The organism is Paenibacillus terrae (assembly GCF_005217525.1).
GTDB lineage: Bacteria > Bacillota > Bacilli > Paenibacillales > Paenibacillaceae > Paenibacillus > Paenibacillus terrae_C.
The window spans coordinates 914,617-937,282 of sequence record NZ_PNXQ01000016.1; the positions used below are offsets into that span (position 1 = coordinate 914,617).

The 22,666-nt window shown below is 46.8% G+C and carries 22 protein-coding genes; 8 read left to right on the forward strand and 14 right to left on the reverse strand.

The genetic code is table 11. The features are described 5' to 3' along the window. Positions 1 to 83: 83 nt before the first annotated feature. From C1I60_RS21815 to C1I60_RS21835, 5 genes are all read right to left on the reverse strand, one after another. The gene (locus C1I60_RS21815; RefSeq protein ID WP_137063594.1) at positions 84 to 1,568 is read right to left on the reverse strand and encodes an alpha-N-arabinofuranosidase; all 1,485 of its coding nucleotides are present in this window, start codon (positions 1,566 to 1,568) and stop codon (positions 84 to 86) included. A gap of 408 nt (positions 1,569 to 1,976) precedes the next feature. Then, positions 1,977 to 2,261 (reverse strand): DUF6171 family protein, encoded by a 285-nt coding sequence (locus tag C1I60_RS21820; RefSeq protein ID WP_137063882.1) that lies wholly within the window; start codon positions 2,259 to 2,261, stop codon positions 1,977 to 1,979. Positions 2,262 to 2,315: 54 nt separating this feature from the next. Next, the gene (gene yxiS, locus C1I60_RS21825) at positions 2,316 to 2,636 is read right to left on the reverse strand and encodes a protein YxiS (RefSeq protein WP_137063595.1); all 321 of its coding nucleotides are present in this window, start codon (positions 2,634 to 2,636) and stop codon (positions 2,316 to 2,318) included. Between the two features lie 69 nt (positions 2,637 to 2,705). Next, the gene (locus C1I60_RS21830) at positions 2,706 to 3,650 is read right to left on the reverse strand and encodes a Gfo/Idh/MocA family protein (RefSeq protein WP_137063596.1); all 945 of its coding nucleotides are present in this window, start codon (positions 3,648 to 3,650) and stop codon (positions 2,706 to 2,708) included. Between the two features lie 164 nt (positions 3,651 to 3,814). Continuing rightward, entirely contained in the window at positions 3,815 to 4,504 is a 690-nt protein-coding gene (locus C1I60_RS21835) for a TerC family protein (RefSeq protein WP_137063597.1), read from the reverse strand. Positions 4,505 to 4,855: 351 nt separating this feature from the next. On the opposite strand from C1I60_RS21835, the gene C1I60_RS21840 reads away from it, so the two are divergent. Both C1I60_RS21840 and msrA read left to right on the forward strand, forming a co-directional pair. Continuing rightward, positions 4,856 to 5,473, forward strand: a complete 618-nt coding sequence (locus C1I60_RS21840) for a TVP38/TMEM64 family protein (RefSeq protein ID WP_137063598.1) — start codon at positions 4,856 to 4,858, stop codon at positions 5,471 to 5,473. A 188-nt stretch (positions 5,474 to 5,661) separates the two neighbouring features. After that, positions 5,662 to 6,633: a peptide-methionine (S)-S-oxide reductase MsrA gene (gene msrA, locus C1I60_RS21845; protein ID WP_137063599.1), complete on the forward strand. Its 972-nt coding sequence runs from the start codon at positions 5,662 to 5,664 to the stop codon at positions 6,631 to 6,633. 99 nt (positions 6,634 to 6,732) lie between these two features. On the opposite strand, the gene C1I60_RS21850 is transcribed toward msrA, so the two are convergent. After that, entirely contained in the window at positions 6,733 to 7,536 is an 804-nt protein-coding gene (locus C1I60_RS21850) for a lipid II flippase Amj family protein (RefSeq protein WP_137063600.1), read from the reverse strand. A gap of 183 nt (positions 7,537 to 7,719) precedes the next feature. On the opposite strand from C1I60_RS21850, the gene C1I60_RS21855 reads away from it, so the two are divergent. Then, on the forward strand, positions 7,720 to 8,076 hold the full coding sequence (locus tag C1I60_RS21855; protein ID WP_252361823.1) for a DUF2188 domain-containing protein: 357 nt from the start codon (positions 7,720 to 7,722) through the stop codon (positions 8,074 to 8,076). Between the two features lie 126 nt (positions 8,077 to 8,202). Here C1I60_RS21855 and C1I60_RS21860 read toward each other — a convergent pair whose 3' ends face one another. Continuing rightward, on the reverse strand, positions 8,203 to 8,907 hold the full coding sequence (locus C1I60_RS21860; RefSeq protein WP_137063601.1) for a YitT family protein: 705 nt from the start codon (positions 8,905 to 8,907) through the stop codon (positions 8,203 to 8,205). Between the two features lie 456 nt (positions 8,908 to 9,363). Beyond that, complete coding sequence (locus C1I60_RS21865; RefSeq protein WP_137063602.1) at positions 9,364 to 10,263, reverse strand: DMT family transporter; 900 nt, start codon at positions 10,261 to 10,263, stop codon at positions 9,364 to 9,366. 137 nt (positions 10,264 to 10,400) lie between these two features. Here C1I60_RS21865 and C1I60_RS21870 point away from each other — a divergent pair, with 137 nt between their 5' ends. Further along, the gene (locus tag C1I60_RS21870; protein WP_137063603.1) at positions 10,401 to 10,808 is read left to right on the forward strand and encodes a YhjD family protein; all 408 of its coding nucleotides are present in this window, start codon (positions 10,401 to 10,403) and stop codon (positions 10,806 to 10,808) included. A gap of 6 nt (positions 10,809 to 10,814) precedes the next feature. Here C1I60_RS21870 and C1I60_RS21875 read toward each other — a convergent pair whose 3' ends face one another. Together C1I60_RS21875 and C1I60_RS26480 are read right to left on the reverse strand one after the other, a co-directional pair. Continuing rightward, positions 10,815 to 11,279 carry an amidohydrolase family protein gene (locus C1I60_RS21875; protein ID WP_434784428.1) on the reverse strand — a complete coding sequence of 155 codons (465 nt, stop codon included), beginning with the start codon at positions 11,277 to 11,279 and terminating at the stop codon, positions 10,815 to 10,817. Then, the gene (locus tag C1I60_RS26480; protein ID WP_212734497.1) at positions 11,207 to 11,434 is read right to left on the reverse strand and encodes a hypothetical protein; all 228 of its coding nucleotides are present in this window, start codon (positions 11,432 to 11,434) and stop codon (positions 11,207 to 11,209) included. Before C1I60_RS26480 ends, C1I60_RS21875 begins: the two co-directional genes overlap by 73 nt. Between C1I60_RS26480 and C1I60_RS21885 the strand changes: the two genes are divergently transcribed. From C1I60_RS21885 to C1I60_RS21895, 3 genes are read left to right on the forward strand one after another with little or no spacing between them, the layout of a single operon-like run. Continuing rightward, positions 11,423 to 12,886 (forward strand): spore germination protein, encoded by a 1,464-nt coding sequence (locus C1I60_RS21885; RefSeq protein ID WP_137063604.1) that lies wholly within the window; start codon positions 11,423 to 11,425, stop codon positions 12,884 to 12,886. The two genes, C1I60_RS26480 and C1I60_RS21885, sit on opposite strands and share 12 nt — an antisense overlap. Then, complete coding sequence (locus C1I60_RS21890; protein WP_137063605.1) at positions 12,879 to 13,970, forward strand: GerAB/ArcD/ProY family transporter; 1,092 nt, start codon at positions 12,879 to 12,881, stop codon at positions 13,968 to 13,970. The genes C1I60_RS21885 and C1I60_RS21890 overlap by 8 nt, the downstream gene beginning before the upstream one ends. Continuing rightward, positions 13,967 to 15,088, forward strand: a complete 1,122-nt coding sequence (locus tag C1I60_RS21895) for a Ger(x)C family spore germination protein (protein ID WP_137063606.1) — start codon at positions 13,967 to 13,969, stop codon at positions 15,086 to 15,088. Before C1I60_RS21890 ends, C1I60_RS21895 begins: the two co-directional genes overlap by 4 nt. Before the next feature lie 15 nt (positions 15,089 to 15,103). On the opposite strand, the gene C1I60_RS21900 is transcribed toward C1I60_RS21895, so the two are convergent. Next, entirely contained in the window at positions 15,104 to 17,620 is a 2,517-nt protein-coding gene (locus C1I60_RS21900; protein WP_137063607.1) for a transglycosylase domain-containing protein, read from the reverse strand. A gap of 216 nt (positions 17,621 to 17,836) precedes the next feature. Between C1I60_RS21900 and C1I60_RS21905 the strand changes: the two genes are divergently transcribed. Beyond that, positions 17,837 to 19,105 carry a DNA polymerase IV gene (locus C1I60_RS21905; RefSeq protein WP_137063608.1) on the forward strand — a complete coding sequence of 423 codons (1,269 nt, stop codon included), beginning with the start codon at positions 17,837 to 17,839 and terminating at the stop codon, positions 19,103 to 19,105. Positions 19,106 to 19,305: 200 nt separating this feature from the next. On the opposite strand, the gene C1I60_RS21910 is transcribed toward C1I60_RS21905, so the two are convergent. The 3 genes from C1I60_RS21910 to C1I60_RS21920 form a co-directional block, all read right to left on the reverse strand. Then, positions 19,306 to 19,593 carry a stage VI sporulation protein F gene (locus C1I60_RS21910; RefSeq protein ID WP_014282284.1) on the reverse strand — a complete coding sequence of 96 codons (288 nt, stop codon included), beginning with the start codon at positions 19,591 to 19,593 and terminating at the stop codon, positions 19,306 to 19,308. Positions 19,594 to 19,703: 110 nt separating this feature from the next. Then, positions 19,704 to 21,752, reverse strand: a complete 2,049-nt coding sequence (gene recG / locus C1I60_RS21915; protein WP_137063609.1) for an ATP-dependent DNA helicase RecG — start codon at positions 21,750 to 21,752, stop codon at positions 19,704 to 19,706. Position 21,753: 1 nt separating this feature from the next. Beyond that, positions 21,754 to 22,623 (reverse strand): DegV family protein, encoded by an 870-nt coding sequence (locus tag C1I60_RS21920; RefSeq protein WP_137063610.1) that lies wholly within the window; start codon positions 22,621 to 22,623, stop codon positions 21,754 to 21,756. Positions 22,624 to 22,666 lie beyond the last annotated feature (43 nt).

Genomic DNA, 22,666 nt, shown 5'->3' on the forward strand with positions numbered 1-22,666 from the left:
TTGAGAGAGCCTTCCTTAGCTCCATCAAGGTTTTGTTTTGTTCCGACTTTCAAAATCATACTTCTTCTGAGTTCACAAAATATTTACGGTGCAATCGTCAGCATCACTACCGACATCGGTGGCAGTGTAACATCCAAGCTCTGACCTTTCTGCTGGAAGGACGTGAAGTTTTCCGTTTTTACACGCTCCGGCTGGTCAAAGGTATTGTGTGCCTGCATATCGTCACTGGCGAGCACAACGCCGCTAATTTGCTTAACGTTTTCCAGCCCTCTCAGCTCCATATTCAAGGAAGCCACCTCGCCCGGATGGACATTGCACAAACTCACATGAATAGTTCCGTCCTGCACCTTGGAAGCGGACACACTCACCTGTGGAATGGAATCACCATCATATTCATAATTGCCTACGGTTACATGGGTAGCCAGCGCTTGTGCATCCTGATGCACCTTGAACATTTCAAATACATGGTAGGTCGGCGTCAGTAACATAGCAGGTCCTTCGGTCAGAACCATAGCCTGCAAAACGTTGACCATTTGAGCAATATTCGTCATTTGTACACGGTCATGATGATCGTGGAAAATGTGCAGGTGCAGTCCGGCTACCAGCGCATCGCGCATCGTATTTTGCTGATACAGGAAGCCCGGATTGGTACCCGGCTCGGTCATGAACCAGGTCCCCCATTCATCTACAATCATTCCTACCCGTTTACCAGGATCATATTGGTCCATAATAGCAGAATGGCGTGTAATCAATTCATCCATACGTAATGATTTTTTCATCGTCTCAAACCATTCCGTTTCATCAAAACCGAGTGCTTGCCCTTTCGCTTCCCAGGTACCCGGGACCGTGTAGTTATGCAGACTCAAGCCATCCATAAGATGCCCGGCTTCACGCATCAGCACTTCGGTCCAACGATAATCGTCCACATTGGCCCCGCCCGCAATCCGGTAGATACGGTTATCACCATAGTTGCGGACATATGTCTGATAACGACGATACAGATCGGCATAATATTCCGGACGCATATTGCCGCCACAGCCCCAGTTTTCGTTACCTACGCCAAAATATTTAAGCTTCCATGGCTGCTCACGTCCGTTTTCCTGCCGCCATGCAGCCATTGGGGACTCTCCATCAAAGGTCATGTATTCTACCCACTCCGACATTTCCTGCACCGTGCCACTGCCAACATTCCCGCAAATATAAGGCTCAGCCTCTAACAGCTCGCACAATTGGAAAAACTCATGGGTGCCAAAATGATTATTTTCAACCACACCGCCCCAATGCGTGTTGACCATTCTTTTGCGATTTTCCTTTGGACCGATGCCGTCCTTCCAATGATATTCATCGGCAAAACAGCCACCTGGCCAGCGCAGTACAGGAATGTTCAGCTTTTTGAGCGCTTCTACCACATCATCGCGAATCCCGTCCGTATTTGGAATCGGAGAATCCTGTCCAACCCACAAACCTTCGTAAATACATCGTCCAAGATGCTCGGCAAATTGTCCGTAAATATTTTTATTAATAACGCCTTGCTCCCAGTCTGTATGCACAACAATAGAACCCTTCATGACAAGCCCTCCTTAAAAATAGTAAAGTTCATCAGACTATACACTCCAATGATTGCGCTTTCATAGATTAAAAAAATGGCTTCTACCTGTTCTCTTTTCCATCTGAACGTTTACAATGATCCAAAGTAACAGCTTGGATAGATAATAAAAATATTAATAATTAAATAAAAACGTTTTACATTTTTAATATATTTTATTAACTTCTATTTGTCAAACGTTAAGCCATATCTCCACCCAAACCAAAAAGTCTGCCCTCAAGGCAGACCATAGTAAGACCATTTTAACTCGTGATCCCGGGCTTTAGATGAACAAAGAAAGCCTCAAATAAAAATATCACATAATGAAGTAACTAGCCAGATTAGCTTTAATTATTGAAACAGCCGCATGTTTAGTGGACTCTGAGCCTATTTATTTCAAGGATGTCCCTTGCCAGCGAGAGCCACTATGGCCGGGACAATTTTGATTGACTGCCAGTGCGCGTACACGGACAATACTTCCGCTGATCCTGCACGTATGTCCACCCAATAACTCATCACATTGCGAGCAGGCTAACAGTCTGGCCTCGTACACATCATTGGTCACACATTCCATTCCGGGCCTCAAGTTGTTTATAATTCTGGTAATTTGCTCTTCCGAAATAGCGATGTCCCTTTCACACCCTTTACAGGTGTTTGGTGCGGTTATACCTTCCATCATCGGCTTACCCTCTCTTTCAAACAACGTCCTGAGTACATGCAGCTGGAGACCTTATTTCCGTTCCGTCGGAAGCTTGGCAGCCGCTTCAGATACGACCATCGCCAAGTCCTCATTTCCGAACATGGACAGCACTCCCAACACTGTGTCCAGCGGAATATTCCCCGCTTCTTCACGCGATACAGTCAGCTTGCGTACTCGCAGCAGACGCTCATTGCTATCCTGCTGCGGATAAGCTACACGATACAGTTCCTCTGGCTCCAGCCCGTGATTGATGCACCATTGCGCAAACACAAGGATCATCATATCCTCTTCCTGCTTATAATTTTCAATGATAGCCTCTTCTAGTTGTTTACCGCGGTTGTGCTCTTCCATTCGCTCATTTCTCCTTCAATCTATTTCTCGATGTCTGGACTGCCTTGATGGCTGTCTTTCCTTCTATATTTAGTCATTCAAACGGCTAATGAGCTCGTCCGCCAACATATGGCTTTCCAGCACTCCACCAGCACGGACACTGCACTCCTCTGGACGATAAATATGCTCCAGAAAATGATTCACCACTCCAGTGAATCCCCGTCTTTCCAGGGTTGTGTCCCAACTTCCGTATGGTTGTGACAATGGCGGTTTATTTTTTTGCATAAAAATAGCCTGTTCCATGTTGGTCACCTCGACGGAACGACCTGCCCCATGCATCTCCAGTCTCTCCATGTCAGCCCCTGCCTGTCTGTTCATACTGTAGCTTCCAGAGGCACTTCCCAAACGTACCGACCCGATAGCAACGTTCATATATCCTTCACTCGTCGTGTCCAAACTGCTATGCATCAGCTCATAATCATCGCCTCCCAGCCACAAAAGCAGATCGAGCATATGAATCAAATCATCATAAACCGTCTGTGCCGCAGGTCTCCGATCATATCCAGTCCGATGCTTGATCGCCGCGCATTGGCTGAAACCGCCTGCTTCCTCCAGCCACGCTTTAGCAGCTACATAATGCGGGGCAAAACGTCGGTTAAAGCCGACCGCCAGCAACACAGCCTGTGCCTCCGCAAACGCGGTCATTTCCAGATTTTGACGCACATCATAGGACAGCGGTTTATCCACATACACCGCAACACCTTTTTCAATACACGCCATAACCAGATCAAAATGGGCTTCGGTCGCAGCATGTATGAATACAGCCTCCGGCTCCCATGCCAGCATTTCCTTCACATCCGTCGTTCCTCTTGGCAGCCTGTACTGCTCCATAATGGAACTAACCGGCTCCTGCGAACGGTTCATGACACCTACAATATCTACACCTTCGTGCGCAGTCAACAGCGGCAAATACACTTTGCGGGCAATACCGCCCAGACCTGCAATAGCCACTCTTGTTTTCGTTTGCTTATTCATATCATACCCACCTCTGATGACTCATTTCTTCTGTTGTCTAGTTTACATGGAAGTCCGCTGACAAGCAAAGAAAAGAGGCTGCCCCCGATCCAGTTAGACCTGACGGAACAGCCTCTATGCATGAGCGTCCAAGCTTCAGCTACGATGATTTCAGTGTGCTTAGCTTAGGCGTGCAGCGCTTGTTTTCTTGTTTTTTCACTTTTTATTTTTTTAACACGCATTCCAATGGCTACAATCAGAACAACGACTAGAGCTTCAAATCCGTATTTGACTACCCCATTCGTAAACCAATGTGCAATCAGCGGCTCGGCCACTACCATTTTGGCAGCAGTATAGGCCAGTACAGCAGCTCCAATTGTAATGACTATCGGGAAGCGTTCGGTCAGCTTCAAAATAATTGTACTGCCCCACACCATAATCGGAACGGAAATCGCCAGTCCCAAAATAACAAGCAGCATATTTCCATGAGCTGCTCCCGCAACGGCAAGTACATTGTCGAGCCCCATCATGGTGTCGGCAATAATAATGGTACGAATCGCGGCCCACATTTGATTGGTTGCAGAGATTTCATGCTTTTTCTCCTCAATTAGCAGCTTGTAAGCAATGTAGATGAGCGCGAGCCCCCCGATTAAACGCAAGCCGTAAATTTGCAGTAAGTATGTGACCAGCACCGTAGCAATAACACGAATGACGACCGCGCCGACCGTCCCCCAAATAATGACCTTTTTTTGATTGGCCTTCTCTACATTGCGAGCTGCAAGACCAATCACAATCGCATTGTCACCAGCCAGCACCAAATCAATGATAATGATTGACAATAGTGCGGTTAAAAACTCAATTGACAAAAAATCCATACGTTTCTCCCACCTTCTTTATTTATTTGTTATACTGTACTTAGTTCTGCGCTTTATACTAAAAAAGCGCCATTTCACGGAATCCGGAAACGGCGCTTGACCCAAATTTAGCATCAAAAAAAGACCATTACCCGGATTCCAAAAATCCTGGCAAAGGTCTCGCTTACAACATTACGTTGCCAATAAAGCCGGGGATTTTAAAATCCCGTAATGACGACTTTACTCGTTGAGCTACTCCCCTTTGGGAACTATTCTATTAGTGGCAGTATAGCACACATTATTGGGAATGTGAACCCTATTTTTTTCTGTATAAGCGACAAGCCGAACAGGGATATTGAAAGAGGTATGTAAATGAAAAAATGGCTACTCGCTGCGGCTTATGTTTCGCTGCTCTGCATCGCGTTTATCTACAAAAATGATTGGCTCGCCTGGGCGAACAAGCAAACCTCTTTTCCGGCTCTGCTGCTGCTCGCGTTTCTGTTCGCGTTAATTCCATTTGTACCTTACAAGCTGATTATCGCTTCCATTGCTTATGCAGCAGGTGCCTGGCAAGGCGCTCTGATCTGCTGGCTTGGCACTACATTCGCTGCGCTGGCCGTTTACAGCGCGGTCCGTATTCTCTTCCGTGACAAAGGACGGGCTTATCTGGAACGAATTCAAGCGTTGGAGCGCTTGAACCGGGTCATGGAGCAAGAACCTTTTGCTGCTGTGCTGTTGGCCCGCCTGATTCCGATCATCCCGCAGGCAGCGGTGAATGTATATGCCGGGGTCGCAGGCTTTCCGTTCTGGAGCTTTATGCTGGGTACGGCCATTGGCAAGCTTCCTGCAATTGCGGTATACGCTTATGCAGGCGGGACTATTGCAGAACATCCTGTGACTGGATTGCTCATTTTGCTGCTGTATACAGCACTGGTGGGCGGAGGCTTTGTGCTTTATCGCAAAAGAATTCAACGTGTCCATAAATCATAGCTTCTGTTGAGCCTTTCCGCTGGATCTGTAAGGATGTAGGTTGGTGATGGCTTTTAGTTCAGAGAAATTTGCAAAGCTGGTTTGTTTCTGTCGTTCCATTGGATTTTGCGAACATGTCGTATATAATTTAATTGTAAGCTATTTAAATAACAACTAATTGAAACTTTCTCAGAATGGAGTGACAAATAATGAGCACCAACAATCCAAACACCGTGGAGAAGGCAACTTTTGCAGGCGGCTGCTTCTGGTGCATGGTTTCCCCCTTCGAGGAACTGCCCGGCATTGTAAAGGTAAGATCCGGTTACACAGGAGGACATACGGAAAACCCGACCTATGAAGAGGTATGTTCCGAAACAACGGGACATGTAGAAGCCGTACAGATTACATTTGATACGCAAATCTTCCCATATGAAAAATTATTAGAGCTGTTCTGGCAACAGATTGATCCGACGGATGAAGATGGACAATTCCACGATAGAGGCTCATCCTACCAAACAGCTATTTTCTATCATAACGAAGAACAAAGAATCAAGGCAGAGGCTTCCAAAAAAGCGCTGGGTGAAAGCGGCCGTTTTGACAAGCCTATTGCTACACCGATTCTGCCTGCGGCAACCTTTTATGAAGCGGAAGAATATCATCAGGACTATCATAAGAAGAATCCCTCCCATTACAAGCGCTACCGCAAAGGCTCCGGACGTGAAGATTTTATTGAGCAAAATTGGTCGGGCAAAATCGATAAATCTAATTTGAAAGAGCGACTGACACCTATTCAATATGAAGTAACACAAAAAAACGCGACTGAGCGCCCTTTTCAAAATGAGTTTTGGGACCATGAGGGTGAAGGCATTTATGTGGACATTGTTTCGGGAGAGCCTTTGTTCAGCTCGCTCGACAAATATGATGCAGGGTGTGGGTGGCCCAGCTTCACTCGTCCGTTACGCAGCTATAATGTCAAAGAAAAAACAGACCTCAGCCACTTTATGATTCGTACCGAGGTCCGCAGTCGCGAAGCCGACTCCCATTTGGGACACGTATTTGATGATGGTCCGGGTCCAGATGGCCTGCGCTATTGTATTAATTCCGCCGCTCTCCGTTTTGTACCTCAGGAAGACTTGGAACGTGAAGGCTATGGAGCCTATAAGTCACTATTTGAAAAGTAAATAGACTTCAAAAAAATTTTAGGCTGGCCCGGAAATCATCTTTCGCAGATGACCTCGGGTCAGCCTTTTTGGAATTAAAATCAGTATATGTATTTCCCGTCAGCCCATAATCCACCCAAGCCAGAATGCGAGCGGCACCAACAGCAACTGTGCAAGCAACGTGCCTCCCAAACGCGAGATGATCATCCAGCCGTACATGCTATTCATACGGTTCAAGGGCAGCTCCCCACGCAGCGTTTTTTCAGACAATACTGCCAATCTGGGATCAATTAGCAGGGTCAGCAGCACCGTTGCCATACCATTGATTAGACCTGATGACATCGACATTGCCGTCCCTTGAGCGGGCCACAGGAAAGATGCGTATAAAGCAGACACCACTCCAGTCGTATATATCGCGGTCACAGTCATATTCAGGGTAATCAGGCGCTTGGGGATCGCTCCCCTGAACAGCGAGGTGAGCATGGACCCGGTTGGACGCTTCATGTAGTAGCCTGCATGCTTCCAGCGGTTGTGCACCATTAAATGACGCACCAGTGCAGGAATAGAGCCAGTATGCTCCAGATGCACAATCCATCTGGCCGACATGCGTACCACGGTCGGATACAAAATAATAGCGATCATGGTCCCCACGGTTGCTGCCAGTAGAACCCCGTGCATGTACAGCTCCAGCCTAACATTAGCCCCACCCGCTCGTATGGCAGCCTTCGCCTGATCGACCATACCTCCCAGTAAAGGTCCCTGCGCCATATTGGAGGTGCGCGAAACCAACAGCAGCATGCCCGCTACGGTTAAAGCCAATCCAATTCGACGTGCTCGCAAACCGCCAAGACGGAGGGCATAGGTCAAACTGTCTGTAGTATGTATAATGATGGTTAGCATAAAGACGAAACTCCAGGCAAGCAATTGCTCCACTCCTTTTCAGGTATTCTGCACACCATTATACGCTTTTTCTCCAAATACATTTTACAATATATTCATTTCTTTGATTTCCGTTTGTTTAAGCGGACAGCGGGTAATACATACTACATCATCTGCTATAAGGAGTGTTGGGTATGCCTTGGACCAAACATGATTCCCCCCCCATCTATGAAAAATCTGGAGCCGCGTGTGCGAGAAACAGCCGTTGATATTGCTAACGCACTACTTCGTGACTGCTACGAAGAAGGACGTTCCATTGCGATTGCAACCTCTCAAGCCGAGGAATGGGACGATAACCACCCCACTGGACGAGACGGGAAACAGAAAAAACATGAGCAACAACATTCAAGCAGAAACGGGAAAAACAAGCATTCTGCTTCTTCGGAGCCTCAGGAGCCTATTCATGTCGTGCCACATGAGTATGGCTGGGCTATTAAGGAAGAAGGGCATGATAAACCTGCTTCCACTTTCCGGCTCAAAAATGAAGCGGTGAACGAGGCTCAAAAATTAGTAAACCAACAGTAGATTTCGGCGATTATTCATGACCAAAACGGACGCATTCATTCTACTTTAAAGCCCTCCTGCTGAAGCCTGGATACAGCGAAAGGATGTCACGCAGGAAGATTTCTCTTCTAACGTAACACCCTTTCCTTATTGACGAAGGCTGTGGACGACCGGCACTGTATTGGCAACTACCTTTTGGGCTGGAATAGCCGCAGGCAGTACCTTTTTCACAGGTCGGTGTAGTTGGAACGTTGTCGTCCATGTAATTATTTTTCCGGCGAGCCACACAGCCAGTATGGTAAACATTGTTTCCTTCACAGGCAGATACAACAGCGATAATCCCAATACAATGATGTCACTGACGATAAACACGTTACCGATTTTCCATCCGCGCCACTCGCTGAGCAGCAGGGACAAAATATCATCGCCCCCGGTTGCTCCACCAAATCGCAATACGATTCCGGCACCCAAGCCTGTAAGCACTCCGCAAAGCAGAGCCGCTACCAGCAAGTTGCCGTGCAGATCTATAACCAGCGTCGAATACTTTTCAAATCCTGCATAAAACAGGGAAAAGGCGACCGCCCCGATCAATGCCAGCAGCATGAATCTTCTGCCCTTCAGTACCCAGGCCAGCAATATGACAGGGATATCGAGCAGTAGCATACTCCAAGCCGGAGACACGCCAAATGCGTAATGTCCCAGCAGGGCCAAGCCTGCAAATCCGCCTTCTGACAAATGATTTTGAGCATTGATGTGATAATACGTAAAAGCTAAAATGCATGTTCCGAGCAGCATGACAGCAATCTGCCTTAATGCTCCATTGTTCACGATAGATTCGTAAGTTTTCCTCATACAGGCTCCCTCGGTTTCTCGTAAGTTTGATGTGGATGAACCCACTCTTACGGAAGCTACCGGGTAAGATGTGCCTGGAGGACTTGGTCCTTCGCATGTACAATCCCCTCTTCCGCAGAGTTGGCTTTCGCAACTTGACGTTACTCCGCGGAAAAGCTAAGTATAAGACAGATCAAATCGTTTCCAAATCGTCCTTTGGGGAAGTATCCTTCGGGGACACATGGTATCCTGATCCTTTCTTTTGTGGAATAAAACTCCGACATTTCTGTGGTACATGTAATTCTATTATTTATTATACCACACCTTACCACCTGCTAAACAGCTTGCTTTTTATGCCGCACCATATTTTTATTTTATGCGTGAGCATGCTTTATTGTATGTGCGAATAACCGCATTATACCGAAGGTTTGGCGGATGCACATACAATGTGCTTATGGCATGGTTTATGCAGGTTGTTCAGTGATACTCCCCGGCTAATTTGGCTGTTCTGCGTTGGTTGGCCATAAACACCCCTCCGAGTATAAGGAGCAGCCCGGTCAGAACGTTCCAGCCGATGTGTTCATTCAGAAGCAAAAAGCCCCATACAATAGCGCTCACCGGTACAAAATAAGTCACCGAGGAGGCAAATTCCGGACTTCCCCGCAAAATCATATAATTGAACAAAATATACGCTACTCCCGATCCCAAAACCCCCAGCCCTATAAGGGAACCCAACACACCAGGGCTGAAGACGACCGACAGATCAGGTCGATCCACCATTGCCGTCATGATGCCGCCCCCTGCCATCGCACCCAATAGTGTCGCAAAGGTTGCCTGATACATCGACAGATTGGATAAAAACCGCTTGGACAACTGCGTTCCGAAGCCATAGCAGAGAGTCGCAAGCAGCATACATCCAAAGCCGACGGGGTCGACAGAAATAATGGATACAGGATTAATACCCAGTAAAATAACGATTCCTACAAAAGCGAGTCCCATTCCAAACCACTGCATTCGATGAAAGTTAGCTCCGAACAAGACAAGTCCAACCAACATGGTCCAGATTGGCGTGGTGGCATTCAATACGGAAGCCATGCTGCTAGCAATTCTGGTCTCGCTAAAACTAATCAAGGCCCATGGCAAAACCATGTTCACCAGAGCTACGAGAATAACCGATTTCCATGGAATACTTCTGAATTTAAATGGCTTGCGCATGAGCAGCATCAACAAAACAATAAAAATGAGGCCAAAGCTGGAACGAAGAAATACAATAGTCCAAGGCCCTACGTGATGAAGCAATAATACCTTGATAAACAAAAACGATCCACCCCAAATGAGGCTTAGCAGCAATAGCGCCGCATATAAAGAGCGTGACAATATGTATACCTTCTTTCTTTCCAATAATTGATGATTGCTTTGGCAAAGGAATAATTTCTATGATGAGGTATAAAAAGAACATTTGTTCTGTATGCTGATTATAATTGTATTCCTGCTATGAGTAAAGGAGATTTCTTATGAAAAAGATACTGGACAACAAGAATAAGGCCCCACTGCCTTCCGAGGAAGACGCAAGGCTGATCAAAACTTGTGTACTTCTGACCCTCGTGCTGGATGTGCTGGAACGGGACATTCGCATTCTGAATGCCTCTGCCTTAAAAATGCCCGATCTATACGTTCGCAGTCTGACCGGGGTGCAACAGCGTGTAGCTGTTCAATTGGCGGAGACAAAGGCGCGAATGAAAAGGCAGGGAGTTAAAATATACAAGGAAACCCGGAATCACGAAGGCGTGGAGGTTCTGTATGTATGCCGTGGCTACCAAAAGCGGTTTTTCATGCTTTCCTCCTTTGCACGTAGCGAGGTTCGACGAGAATTGGGACATTATTTAGGAATTGATGTGACACAAAGCCACTCGACTGTGTAATCTCGTTTACAATCCTTGTACGATGCGGTTTCCGCGTACCGTTGCTTGTGTGAGCACCTCTTTCTCGTCTATCGTTAACAAATGTCTTCCTCGCATTAATACACGTCCATTCACAATAGTCGTATCGACATCTGCACCGTTTACACTGTAAGCAAGCAGTGACTCTATCTGGTGTATTGACTGTAAATGCGGCTTTTGCATATCTATCAGAATGATATCTGCCTTTTTCCCCACCTCAAGCGTGCCGGTTTCGTACTCAAGGTTTAGCAGCTTGGCTCCATTGACTGTAGCCATTTGCAGCGCCTGCGCAGCAGTAAAAGCAGCTGGATTGCCTGTGCTTAGCTTTTGCAGCCATGTTTTTTGTTCATCTGTCAGATGATGCAGGGCATAACTGCTGACTACAAAGTCAAAGGTCCGTCCATATAAGGAATCGACATCAGATTTCCCAGCCTCATCTCCACCTGCGGGAATTTACTCCAGCAGCGCTTGACCATTTCATTCGATTGACGTGAGGTGAAACATGATGCGGGATATGGATAGGTCGCCAGATCATGGATAAATCCAATCCATTTGGCACACATTATGCTTATCTCATCCAAAAAGAAGGTGTTTTCTTGACTGAACATAACCCAGCTTCCTTTGAACTGAACAAGAATATTTCCTTTATCGAGCAAGCCCTTTTTTATACGGATGATTTAAAAAAACAGTCTATTTCTGTTGACGGGAAAGATGGCATTCTTCTCTATATAGACTCACTCGTGGATCAGGAGATCATTCAGACGCATATTCTGGCCACATTATATAATAAAACCGATTCTGGCCCTCACCAAATGTTTACCACCCTGAACAGCCAAAAGGACACCGACCTCCGAAATGCCGCTGATTCGCTTATTGAGGGATACTCCATTTTAATGGTGGATGGCGCAGAAGAATTTTATATCCTTTCCTCGGAAAAAACATACGCCCGTAGTACGGATGAGCCGGAGAACGAGGGAATTATCCGCGGGCCGCACAATGGATTTATTGAGCAGTTGTCCGTCAATCTGAATCTTATTCGCAAACAAATCATCAGCACATCGCTGATTGTGCGCTACTTTTATGTCGGATCTAAAACCCGGACCAAAGTCGCTATCATGTATATGCAAGACTTGGCCAATCCTGAGCTAGTGGAGGAAGTGGAAAAAAGAATACAAGCCATCTCCTCCGATCTGGTACTACCTCCCGGTTTTATTCAGGAATTCACGGAGGACAATCCCTTTTCCCTGTTCCCTCAGCAACTCAGCACAGAACGTCCAGATCGGGTAGCCGCTAATTTAATGGAAGGACGAGTAACTATTTTGGCCGAAGGCAGTCCTACTGCCTTAATCGCTCCCGTCTCCTTTTTTGCATTTTATCAAAGCCCAGATGATTATAACGGTCGCTGGATTATTAGTTCCTTTCTGAGAATGATCCGAATGATGAGCTTTCTGATTGCTTTTACACTGCCCGCTATTTACATTGCAACGATTTCCTTTCACTCAGCCATTCTGCCACTGGAGCTGGCACATACGATCAAAAAATCGTTGGAAAATGTTCCATTTCCCGCCATTGTGGAGGCGATGTTGCTTGAAGTGATTTTTGAGGTGCTACGGGAAGCCGGGATTCGTCTGCCCAGCCGAGTGGGCCAAACAATAGGCATCGTTGGCGGTCTGGTTATCGGGGATGCTATCGTTCGAGCAGGTCTCGTGTCATACACCATGATTATTGTCGTTTCGTTAACAGCTATCTCTTCTTTTTTGGTACCTTCCCATGAAATGAGCTCAGCTGTCCGCATTCTCCGTTTTCCAATGATGATTGCTGCAGCCTTGTTCGGATATATTGGCATTGCCTTCGGGATGCTTATTCTCCTTATTCACCTTTGCAAGCTGGAAACATTTGGTTCACCTTATTTTGCTCCTCTGGCACCTTTCCGGCTTGGCGATATGAAGGATGTTTTTATTCGCTTTCCCATTTGGACACTACAACAGCGGCCGCATGATTCCCGCCCCAAAAAAATGAAGCAGCAGAACTACTCTAGGAGCTGGAAACGTCGTGAATAAAGAAAGTACAATTACACAGGGTCAATTGTTTTTTTTGATTATCAAGTTTGAGATTGGCGTGGATATTCTATCACTTCCTTATCAGATGCATTTGTCATCCAAGGGAGGGGGCTGGATATCCGTCATTATTGGAGGCATTTTGATCCAGCTTATCATTTTAATGTGCTGGCTCCTGTTAAGACGTTTTCCCTCCTCCTCCATTTACCAAATCCTCACTCGGATTACTGGTTCCTGGATGGGTAAAATTTTGACGGTAGCTTACATTATATACTACTTACTTATGGGAACTTCGGTTCTTGTGAGCGCCTATGACGTCATTAATCGCTGGATGCTGCAAAAAACCCCACGTTGGGCTATATTGGCTCTGATTCTGTTCAGCAGCATCTATTTAGTTCGCGAAAATTTGAGGACAATTGCCCGAGTGCTTGTTTTAATCTCCTTCCTGATCGTACCGATGATGTTTTTAATCAGTTATGGAATAAAACAGGCCAATCTGCTCTATCTGCTGCCTTTGACTGAGGCTGGATGGCCTCATATTATTATAGGCTCCAAAGAAACGCTTCTAGCCATGTTCGGCTTTGAATTCATCCTCGTGGTCTTTCCCATGGTCGAGGGCAAAAGTAAAGGGAAGCTCAAGTCGCTCCTGCTAGCTAACGGGGTCGTGGTTCTGTTGTATGGTTTTACCATATTAACCTGTACAAGTGTATTTAGCCCCCAGCAGCTTGATTTGATGCCGGAGCCTGTCATTTACCTGCTCAGATCTATTCCGCTGGGAACGATGGACCGGGTTGATTTTATTTTCCTGCCCATCTGGTTAATTTCAATCTTTGGCTCCATAAGCGGTTATTATTATGCAGCGTCCTATGGACTAGGCTATTTGTTCAAGAAGAAAAACCACAAACAAGCCGTTCCTTTCGTAGTATTCGTCTCATGCATTATTGCCTGCATCCCTCAAAAAAGAGAGGATTTTGACCTCGTCGGTACAATTGCCAACAATTCGGCTTATTTTTTCCTGATTGCACTACCTCTGCTGTTGCTGATTCTATCGTATATATTCAACAAAAAGGAGGAGCCCGGAACATGAAAAAAAAGAGGAGAGCACTTGGTATGCTGGCTCTACTCATTTTTATGACTGGCTGCTGGGATCAGGACAGCTTGAAGGATGCCCGGCTGGCAAATGCTTCGGCCTACGATCTTACTCCAGAAGGCATATTGCTGCAAACACTCGAAATTGTAGACGACTCTGGAAATAACCAAGGGAAAAGCACCAATGAAATTCATTCAGGCACCGGAAATTCCGTCCGGCAAAGTACAGACAAAATCCGAGCCAAAGTAACAGGAGATATCCGTTACTTTAAATATGGGGTTACTTTGTATGGCACAAGCTTGGCCCAAAAAGATTTGTATCCATATCTGGATGTCCTGTATCGGGAGCCGGATCATCCAACCTCACATGTAAAGGTAGCTATAGTAGAAGGATCTGCTGGAGAATTAATGAACAAGAAAAGTGTAGGCAGTCTCTTAATCGGCGAATTTATAACGAAAAAAATCCGAAGCCTGGAGGAAATGTGCGTATTTCCCGAAGTGACGCTAGAAACACTGCTTCCCCCTATGCTTGATCCAGGACAGGACTTTGTTCTCCCCTATCTCTCCAAAGATGGAGAAGACATCGTAGCACGAGGGCTTGCCTTGTTTCACGGACAAAGATTTACAGGAACCCTTAACGACGAGCAAGGGGTGCTTTATGTCCTGATGACCGGGAAATGGAAGGATACAGCGCGCTTTGTAAAAAGGGTTCACTCGGGACCTGCGAGTGATTTGCAAAACTTTATTACCTATCAGGCTCATATTCGAAACATCAAACGCCAGCTTATAGTGAAAGTTGGACGCGATGGTCAAATTGATGTGTACCTCAACCTGAAGCTCCCTGTAGATGTTGTTGAATACGCGCGGGATCATACTCAGGATAAGGATAATATCATGCGCCTGAACCGCCAGCTTTCGGAAATCATGACCCAGGATGCGGAGGAAATTATCCATACGCTTCAAAAAAGCGGTTGTGATGCCTTTGGCATCGGCAGACAATTGATTGCCCATCACCCGACCTTGTGGAAAAGTCTGGAGTGGAATAACGAGTACCCTAATGTTCGTTTTCACCCACAGGTCACCGTCAATATTGTCGGGAACGGCATTTTGAATTAGGCCGCTCCCTTTGGTTTAGTTTTTCGGCTGATCAGGTGTTTCGTTATGAATAGCTTCGCTGGGTTTATTTTCTGGAGCTTCATTCTGGGTTTCTGGTTCAGAAGGAGGCTCCTGCCTATTTTCAACAGATGGCTGCGAACTATCTGCTGGTGGCAAATCATTACTCTCACCATTCGTATCAAATTCTGTGCCAAAATCAGAAGGTACTGTTTCTTCTGGTATAATTCCCCTCTGATCCGTTACAGGTTCTTGTTTCTCCGGAGTTGCTTTATCCTTTGTATCCGATTTGGAAGGTACGGCAGGTATCGACGAACGTGTTCGTTGCTCCCTCCCAACTTCCGTTGGCACGTATTTTTGGTTAAACCAGTCTGTCACAAGTTGACCGGATTGGCGGGAATAACTTCCCGGCAGCTTACCTGTAAGGCTGGAGACCGTAACTTTTACAACACCTTCCGGCTGTTTAAAATGCTTATTTTTGAAAAGCTGGGGCTGATCCTTGACCGCCTCATTCATGATAAGCGCCCACACCGATTGTGCTCTGGAGTGCCCTTCTTGAGATAGCGTGTTAGCCTGTTGACGGTGACCTGCCCAGACGCCGAGTGTAACATCCGGGGTATAGCCCATGAACCATACATCGCCAAAGTTTTGTGTCGTACCGGTCTTGCCAGCAATATCAATGGTACCATAGCTTTTAAAAGCATTTTGCATACGTTTGCCTGTACCCCTAGGGTCCGATATAACCGTTTTGAGCATATCTGTCATCAAAAACGCGGTTTGCTGGGAATATACACGCTTCGCCTGCGGTTTGAATTCATATACGATCTTGCCGTCGGCATCCGTAATTTTACTGATCAAATGGGGTTCAGTGTATACGCCCATATTGGGAATCGTACCATATGCCGCTGTCAGTTCCTTGACAGATACTCCCTTACTCAGCCCACCCAGAACGCCTGTCTGAGCATGTTCATCCTGCGGCTGAATCGTTGTAATCCCAAGGGAACGCACAAAATTCCAGGCATTTGGAATTTTAACTTCATATAAAAACAATCTCAGCGCAGGAATGTTGATCGACCGATTGAGTGCTTCGCGGGCTGTCATCAGTCCTTCGTACCGTTTGTTATAATTTTTAGGGATATGATAGCCTTTACGTCCGTCTTTCAATACAATTTGAGAATCATCAATAAGACCAGCAGGCTGAGTGTAGCCTTTTTCCAAAGCAGGCAAATAAGCTGCAATAGGCTTCATGGCGGAACCGGGCTGACGCGTCATCTGGGTTGCATAGTTCATTTGCTCAGTATTAAAGTCCCTGCCCTCGATCATACCGAGTATAGACCCCGTTTTATGATCAATCATGATGGCAGCAATCTGTTCCAGTCCCTTCTGCTTACTGTATGGAGAAAAGTTTTGCGGATTGGCTGCAATCTGTCTCATATTGTTATAAACTTTCTTATTTATCGTTGTATAAATCCGATAACCGGACCGTTGCAGCTCTTCCCGTGTATTTTGAAGGAGTTCAGCATGCTCAGGTTTGGAAATCTCAGCTGTTGTAATATCCGGATTTTCCTGGAGCGCCAACAACCGAGTGGCCTCCCGTTCCGTCTCCAGCATCAAATAAGGGAATGTGTTGTAGCTTTTCTCGCGATGTGGTGCAAGAGTAGCTTTAATATCAAATTGAAGTCCCTCGTTATATTCCATTAGTGTGATTTTACCTGTTGCCAGCATTCTTCCCAGCACGACATGCTGGCGCTCGATAGCTTTGTTGAAGCCTTCTTCATCAAACTTCCCTTTACCGTCAAAAGCTGAATAAACAGATGGCAATTGTGGAAGACCGGCCAAATAAGCCGCTTGAGCAATATGAAGCTTATGTAGATCACTTACATTAAAAATCCCTAACGAAGCCGACTTGATCCCATACAAATTGTAGCCTGCGGAGCCATTGCCAAACGGCATTTTGTTCAAGTATGCCGTTAATATTTTATCCTTACTCATAAAACGCTCCATACGCAGTGCGAGCAGCATCTCCTTTACCTTGCGGCTGTCCGTCTTATCCAGACTGAGGAAAACTCGCCGGGCTACCTGCTGTGTCAGTGTGCTGCCGCCTGTTTGGCGATTCTCGTTCAGAAGCTTCTGTTTGACGGCGCGAGCCGTCCCTTTTAGATCAACACCCTGATGCTCATAAAATTGGCTGTCTTCTGTTGAAATAAGGGCATCTACAATGGATTGGGGAACATCCTTCAAATCCACGAGCTGCCGATCCTCCTCCATGCGCATTCGTCCAACCGGGGTTACCTGGTCATTAAAAAATACAAAGCTGGTCAGAGCGTTCTCGTTTACCTTTTCATATATCAACTGGCGTGATCGCACAGGCTCATCATGAACCAGCGCTGCCACATAACCGGATATAAGACCTCCGGCAAATAGGACCCCAAGTACGCCCGCTAGCGAGAACCACTTGATATTAATCAGCAAAACTCTGCCAAAAATACGCCACCTGCTGCGTTTTTGAGATGATGGTCGACGTTTTGGGTTCATAAAAATGGTTTTCTCCCCTCAATATGCATTCATTACCACATGCTTTCGTTCAAGATAATATGATACGCCATGTTAGGTTTTCCGTAAACTATAACGTTCCAGAAAATACATTTGGATTAAGAACACTTGTTCTGTGTATAATACTACTATATGAATTTACATTCAAGAATATTTTGGAAAGACGATCAGCATACATCTGGAGAGGAGGTTGTGATATTGAACAAACGCGGAAAAAAAACTATATTTTTAGCAGACTGCCAAAGCTTTTATACCAGTATTGAGAAGGCCGACAATCCCGCATACCAGCATAAGCCGCTAGTCGTTGCTGGTGACCCTTCGCTGCGTTCAGGCATTATCTTGGCTGCGTGTCCGCTTGCTAAAAAATACGGTATATCTACAGCAGAGCGTCTGGGGGAAGCTATAAAAAAATGTCCTGACCTTACCATTGTACGCCCGCGCATGCAACATTATATCGACGTCTCATTAAAAATAACAGAAATTTATAACGAGTATACGGATTTGGTTGAGGTTTTCAGTATTGATGAGCAGTTTTTGGACATAACCGGAAGCCTCTCCCTGTTCGGAGATCCGGTGAGTATCGCAAGTGAAATTCAACAAAAAGTAATGGCACAGACAGGGGTATGGATTCGGATCGGCATCAGTTCCAATAAAATGCTCGCTAAAATGGCGACAGATATATGGGCCAAGAAGAACGAAAGCGGCATTTTTGCCCTTCCTCCATCCGATATTGCAGCGCTACTGTGGTCTCAGCCGATTCGCTGTATGTTCGGTGTTGGCTCGCGTATGGAACGACATTTGGAGAGGCTTGGGCTGCACACCATTGGAGACGTCGCTCGCACTCCCTTGCCCCGGCTTCAGGACAAATTCCGGTCTCACTTCGGCAAGCAGTCAGATATTCAGGCGGAGGTTTTATGGCGAACTGCTAACGGTCTGGATCACAGTCCCGTCAAGCCGGAAACATTGGATACGCCCCCAAAATCCATCGGCCATATGATGACCCTGCCCCGGGATTATGTCCAGTCTGCGGAGGTGGAAACTATCCTGCTTGAGTTGACAGAAGAGGTATGCCGAGACTCCCGTCGCAAAGGATATATGGGCTCGGTTGTGACCGTTCATTGTATATGCAGTCCATACGAGGCACCGACCGGATTTTCCCGCCAGATGAAGCTGCCCGATCCTACAAACCGTACCGAAAAGATATATGAAACCGTGAAAAAAATCTTTTATACTTTTTGGAACCATATGCCTGTGAAGCGCGTGGGTGTCACCTTAAGTGGCCTGATGGATGATCAGTTGTACCAGCTGGACTTTTTTGAAGATCAGGAACGATCCCGAGCTTTGGAAAAAGTTACAGACACTTTAAAGGATCGATATGGTCAGGCGATCATCATGCGTGCATCATCGTTAACAAACGCCGGGCAGGCTCTGGGGCGATCCATCAAAATTGGCGGTCATTACAAATAAAATCTTTCTATTAACACGCAGTCTATTACCCGGGGAATTAAATACGAGCGAAGGCTACGGAATACTATGCTGAACAGAGAACAATTGGGAAGTAGAGATGCAAGCAAAAAAGGACCGCCTGACATCAGGCAATCCTTTTTCCAGCTTGGATGAGCATCGAGCATTCAAAGAGATTTTAGAGACATCCTACGTATGTGCGGTTAACGAAACATCCCCCACAGCTTAATCAGATGGAACGTATTAGACGGATCGATTTTTTGCGCCAGTACGAATGCCGTCAATTGTTCTTCCTGTGCAGCCGTCAGCCGCTCGTTCAAAATAGCGGAAGTGGACTTCACAAGTTGACGTACCTTGGCTTTGTTTTGCAGGTCCGCCTTGGTCACGCCTTCGATCTGCTGCTTAACCCGCTCCTTAAGCGCACGATTTTTCATTTTCAATTTAATCCGCTCCACCAGTTGTGGACTAATTCCATATTGCTGATAGCTCAATGTTACCGCACCTCCCATATCATTCGGTCATTCCCAAATATATGACGGCCAGCCTGTCCATTGTGCCTACTGTTTAAAACTATAAAAACAACCTTATGATTCGAGGTGTATTAGTCGATAAGATCACCCTGGAAAATCTGCTCTTTTTGCAAATAGCCACGTAATGCTGCATACTGCGGAGATGTCCAAAAGGACGAATCCGCGATCAAACCAGTCGCATCCTCACGTGCCTTTTCCAGCACCTCAAAATCCGCTACCATATCTGCTAACCGAAACTCGGGCAGCCCACTTTGCTTGGTACCGAAAAAGTCACCCGGCCCTCTCAAATCCAAGTCACGTCTAGCCACCTCAAAACCATCGTCCGTATCGGTCATAACCTTCATCCGCTCCCGACCCACCTCAGACTTGGGATCAGCGACCAGCACACAGTACGAGGCATGTGCCCCCCGTCCGACACGTCCACGCAACTGATGCAACTGGGACAAGCCAAAGCGGTCGGCATCCATAATGATCATTAGCGTCGCGTTCGGCACATCTACACCCACCTCTACAACTGTCGTTGAAATGAGTAACTGGACTTCATTGCCATAAAAAGAACGCATAACCTCTTCCTTTTCAGCAGGAGTCATTCGTCCATGCAGCAGACCGACGCGGTAACGTGGGAAAGCCTGCTGCATTTGAATATGCAGATCGATGGCATTCTGTACATCCAGTTTCTCGGACTCCTCAATTAACGGACAAATCAGATAAGCCTGTCGTCCCTGATCCACCTCACGGGAAATAAATCCGAGCACACGATCCATCAGCTCATGCTTTACCCAATACGTAGAAATGGGAATACGCCCCTTTGGCCGCTCTGACAACGTAGAGACATCCATATCGCCAAAAGCAGTGATGGCCAGCGTACGCGGAATCGGTGTTGCCGTCATTGTAAGAACATCGGGATTATAGCCCTTGCGACGCAATATACTACGCTGATTTACACCAAATCTGTGCTGCTCATCCGTTACAACCAGCCCAAGCTGGCGGAAATACACATCTTCCTGAATAAGGGCGTGCGTGCCCACCACAATATCCAGCAGACCCATCTGGAGCGATGCCAGCAGTTCCTTACGCTTCTTCCCGGTTGTACTGCCCGTCAACAACCCCACACCAATCCCAAACGGTTCAAATAGCTTGTGAAGCGATCGCATATGCTGCTCAGCCAAAATTTCTGTTGGTACCATCAACGCCCCTTGAAAACCGGAACGCACCGTAGCAAACAAGCCGATGGCCGCAACCACGGTTTTCCCTGACCCAACATCCCCTTGAAGCAGACGGTTCATACAATAGGGCGACCGCAGATCACGCAGTATTTCAAGCTCGACTTTCTTCTGAGCATCCGTCAGCTCAAACGGCAAGGCCCTCACAAATTCGCGTACCGTGGCATTATCCACCGTATGTACGACCCCGTCTGCCCGGCCGCGATTCAACGCACGGAATGCCTGCATTTTTAGCTGAAATAAAAACAGCTCTTCATATACCATCCGACGCCGGGCCTCTTGCCCCTCTCGATTGTCCTGAGGCTGGTGTATACCTGCAATTGCCTGCTTACGCGGCATCATACTGTAATTACGCACAAGCGACTCCGGCAAAATTTCGGGAATCATTTCACCAAACTGCTGGAGTGTCTGGTTCATCGTCTTACGCATCCAGGTCTGCGTAATCTTGCCACCTATGGAGTACACAGGCTGAATCGTTCCCGAACGAGCGACTCCTTTATCGGGAAACTCGGAATCCGAAACGGTCATCTGCATCCGTTTCAGATCCCATTTGCCAGTCACTACAATTTCACGGCCTGACGTTAACTGCTCCTTCAAAAAATGACGATTGAACCACGTAGCTGTAAACATCCAGTCCTCAGCCATCAATTTACAAGTCAATCTGGATTTGCGCCCATAGCGCTGAAGCACCGGAATGCCCAGAATTTTAGCCTGCACCGTAATTTTATCTCCGTCCTTCACTTCGCTCAGCGAACGCAGACGGTAATCCTCATACCGGAACGGATAATATTCCAGCATGTCCTGCACGTTAGAAATGCCAAAAGCGTGAAGCTCTCCTTCTTTGAGAGCGCTCACGCCGTGTATTTGTTTCAAAGGTATTTGATCCAGCTGTAACATATTACCTCTCATCTCCGGCCGGCCATGCAAAAATGGCAATCGTTCCGGGCCCCACATGGGCTCCGATCGCAGCGCCAACTTCCGTATATATTCGCTCTCCCAGCTCAAAGTGTTCTGCCAACTGTGCCTCGAACGCTTCTGCTGCCGTACGATCTGCCGTATGGCCCACAGCAATATTAATTTTTTGGCCCTTTAAATCCCGCTCCAGCAATTCAATGATTCGTGCTGTTGCTTTTTTATGTCCTCTTGCCTTGTCTGCCGAATAAATGATGCCTTCCTTGTCCATCGAGAGAATCGGCTTAATATTGAGCAGGGTGCCAATCATGGCTGCTGCTTTGCCGATACGCCCCCCTTTTTGCAAGTATTCCAACGTATCCACCAGAAAATACAAGCAAAGACGTTCCTGACGATGCTCTAAAGCTTGAACGATATCAGCCGGGGAATGCCCAGAAGCCGCCAGCTCTGCCGCATAGACCACAAGCATACCATATCCGTACGAGGCCAATTTGGAATCTAGCACGGTTATTCTGTCTTCATGCTTCTCCAGCATGGATTTACCCAGCAGAGCGGACTGATACGTTCCACTCACGCCGGAAGACAAATGGATGGAAACGATCTGGTTGTCGGGATGTTGCTCCAACAGCGTCGTAAATGTCTCCAAAAAGCGGGCTGGTGAAGGCTGTGACGTCGTAGGTAGCCCATCAGCCCGTACCAGTTCGCTGTAAAATTGCGCGGCAGACATCTCAATGCCGTCAAGGTAAGTCGTGTTTCCGAACATCACCGTCAGCGGCACAATGACTATCCCGAGACGGTCTACCAGTTCCTGTGGAATATCAGCCGTGCTATCGGTCACAATGATGGTTTTGCTCATCGGTCAGACCTCCTTTTGTGGTGAACTTTTATGACGCTCTACA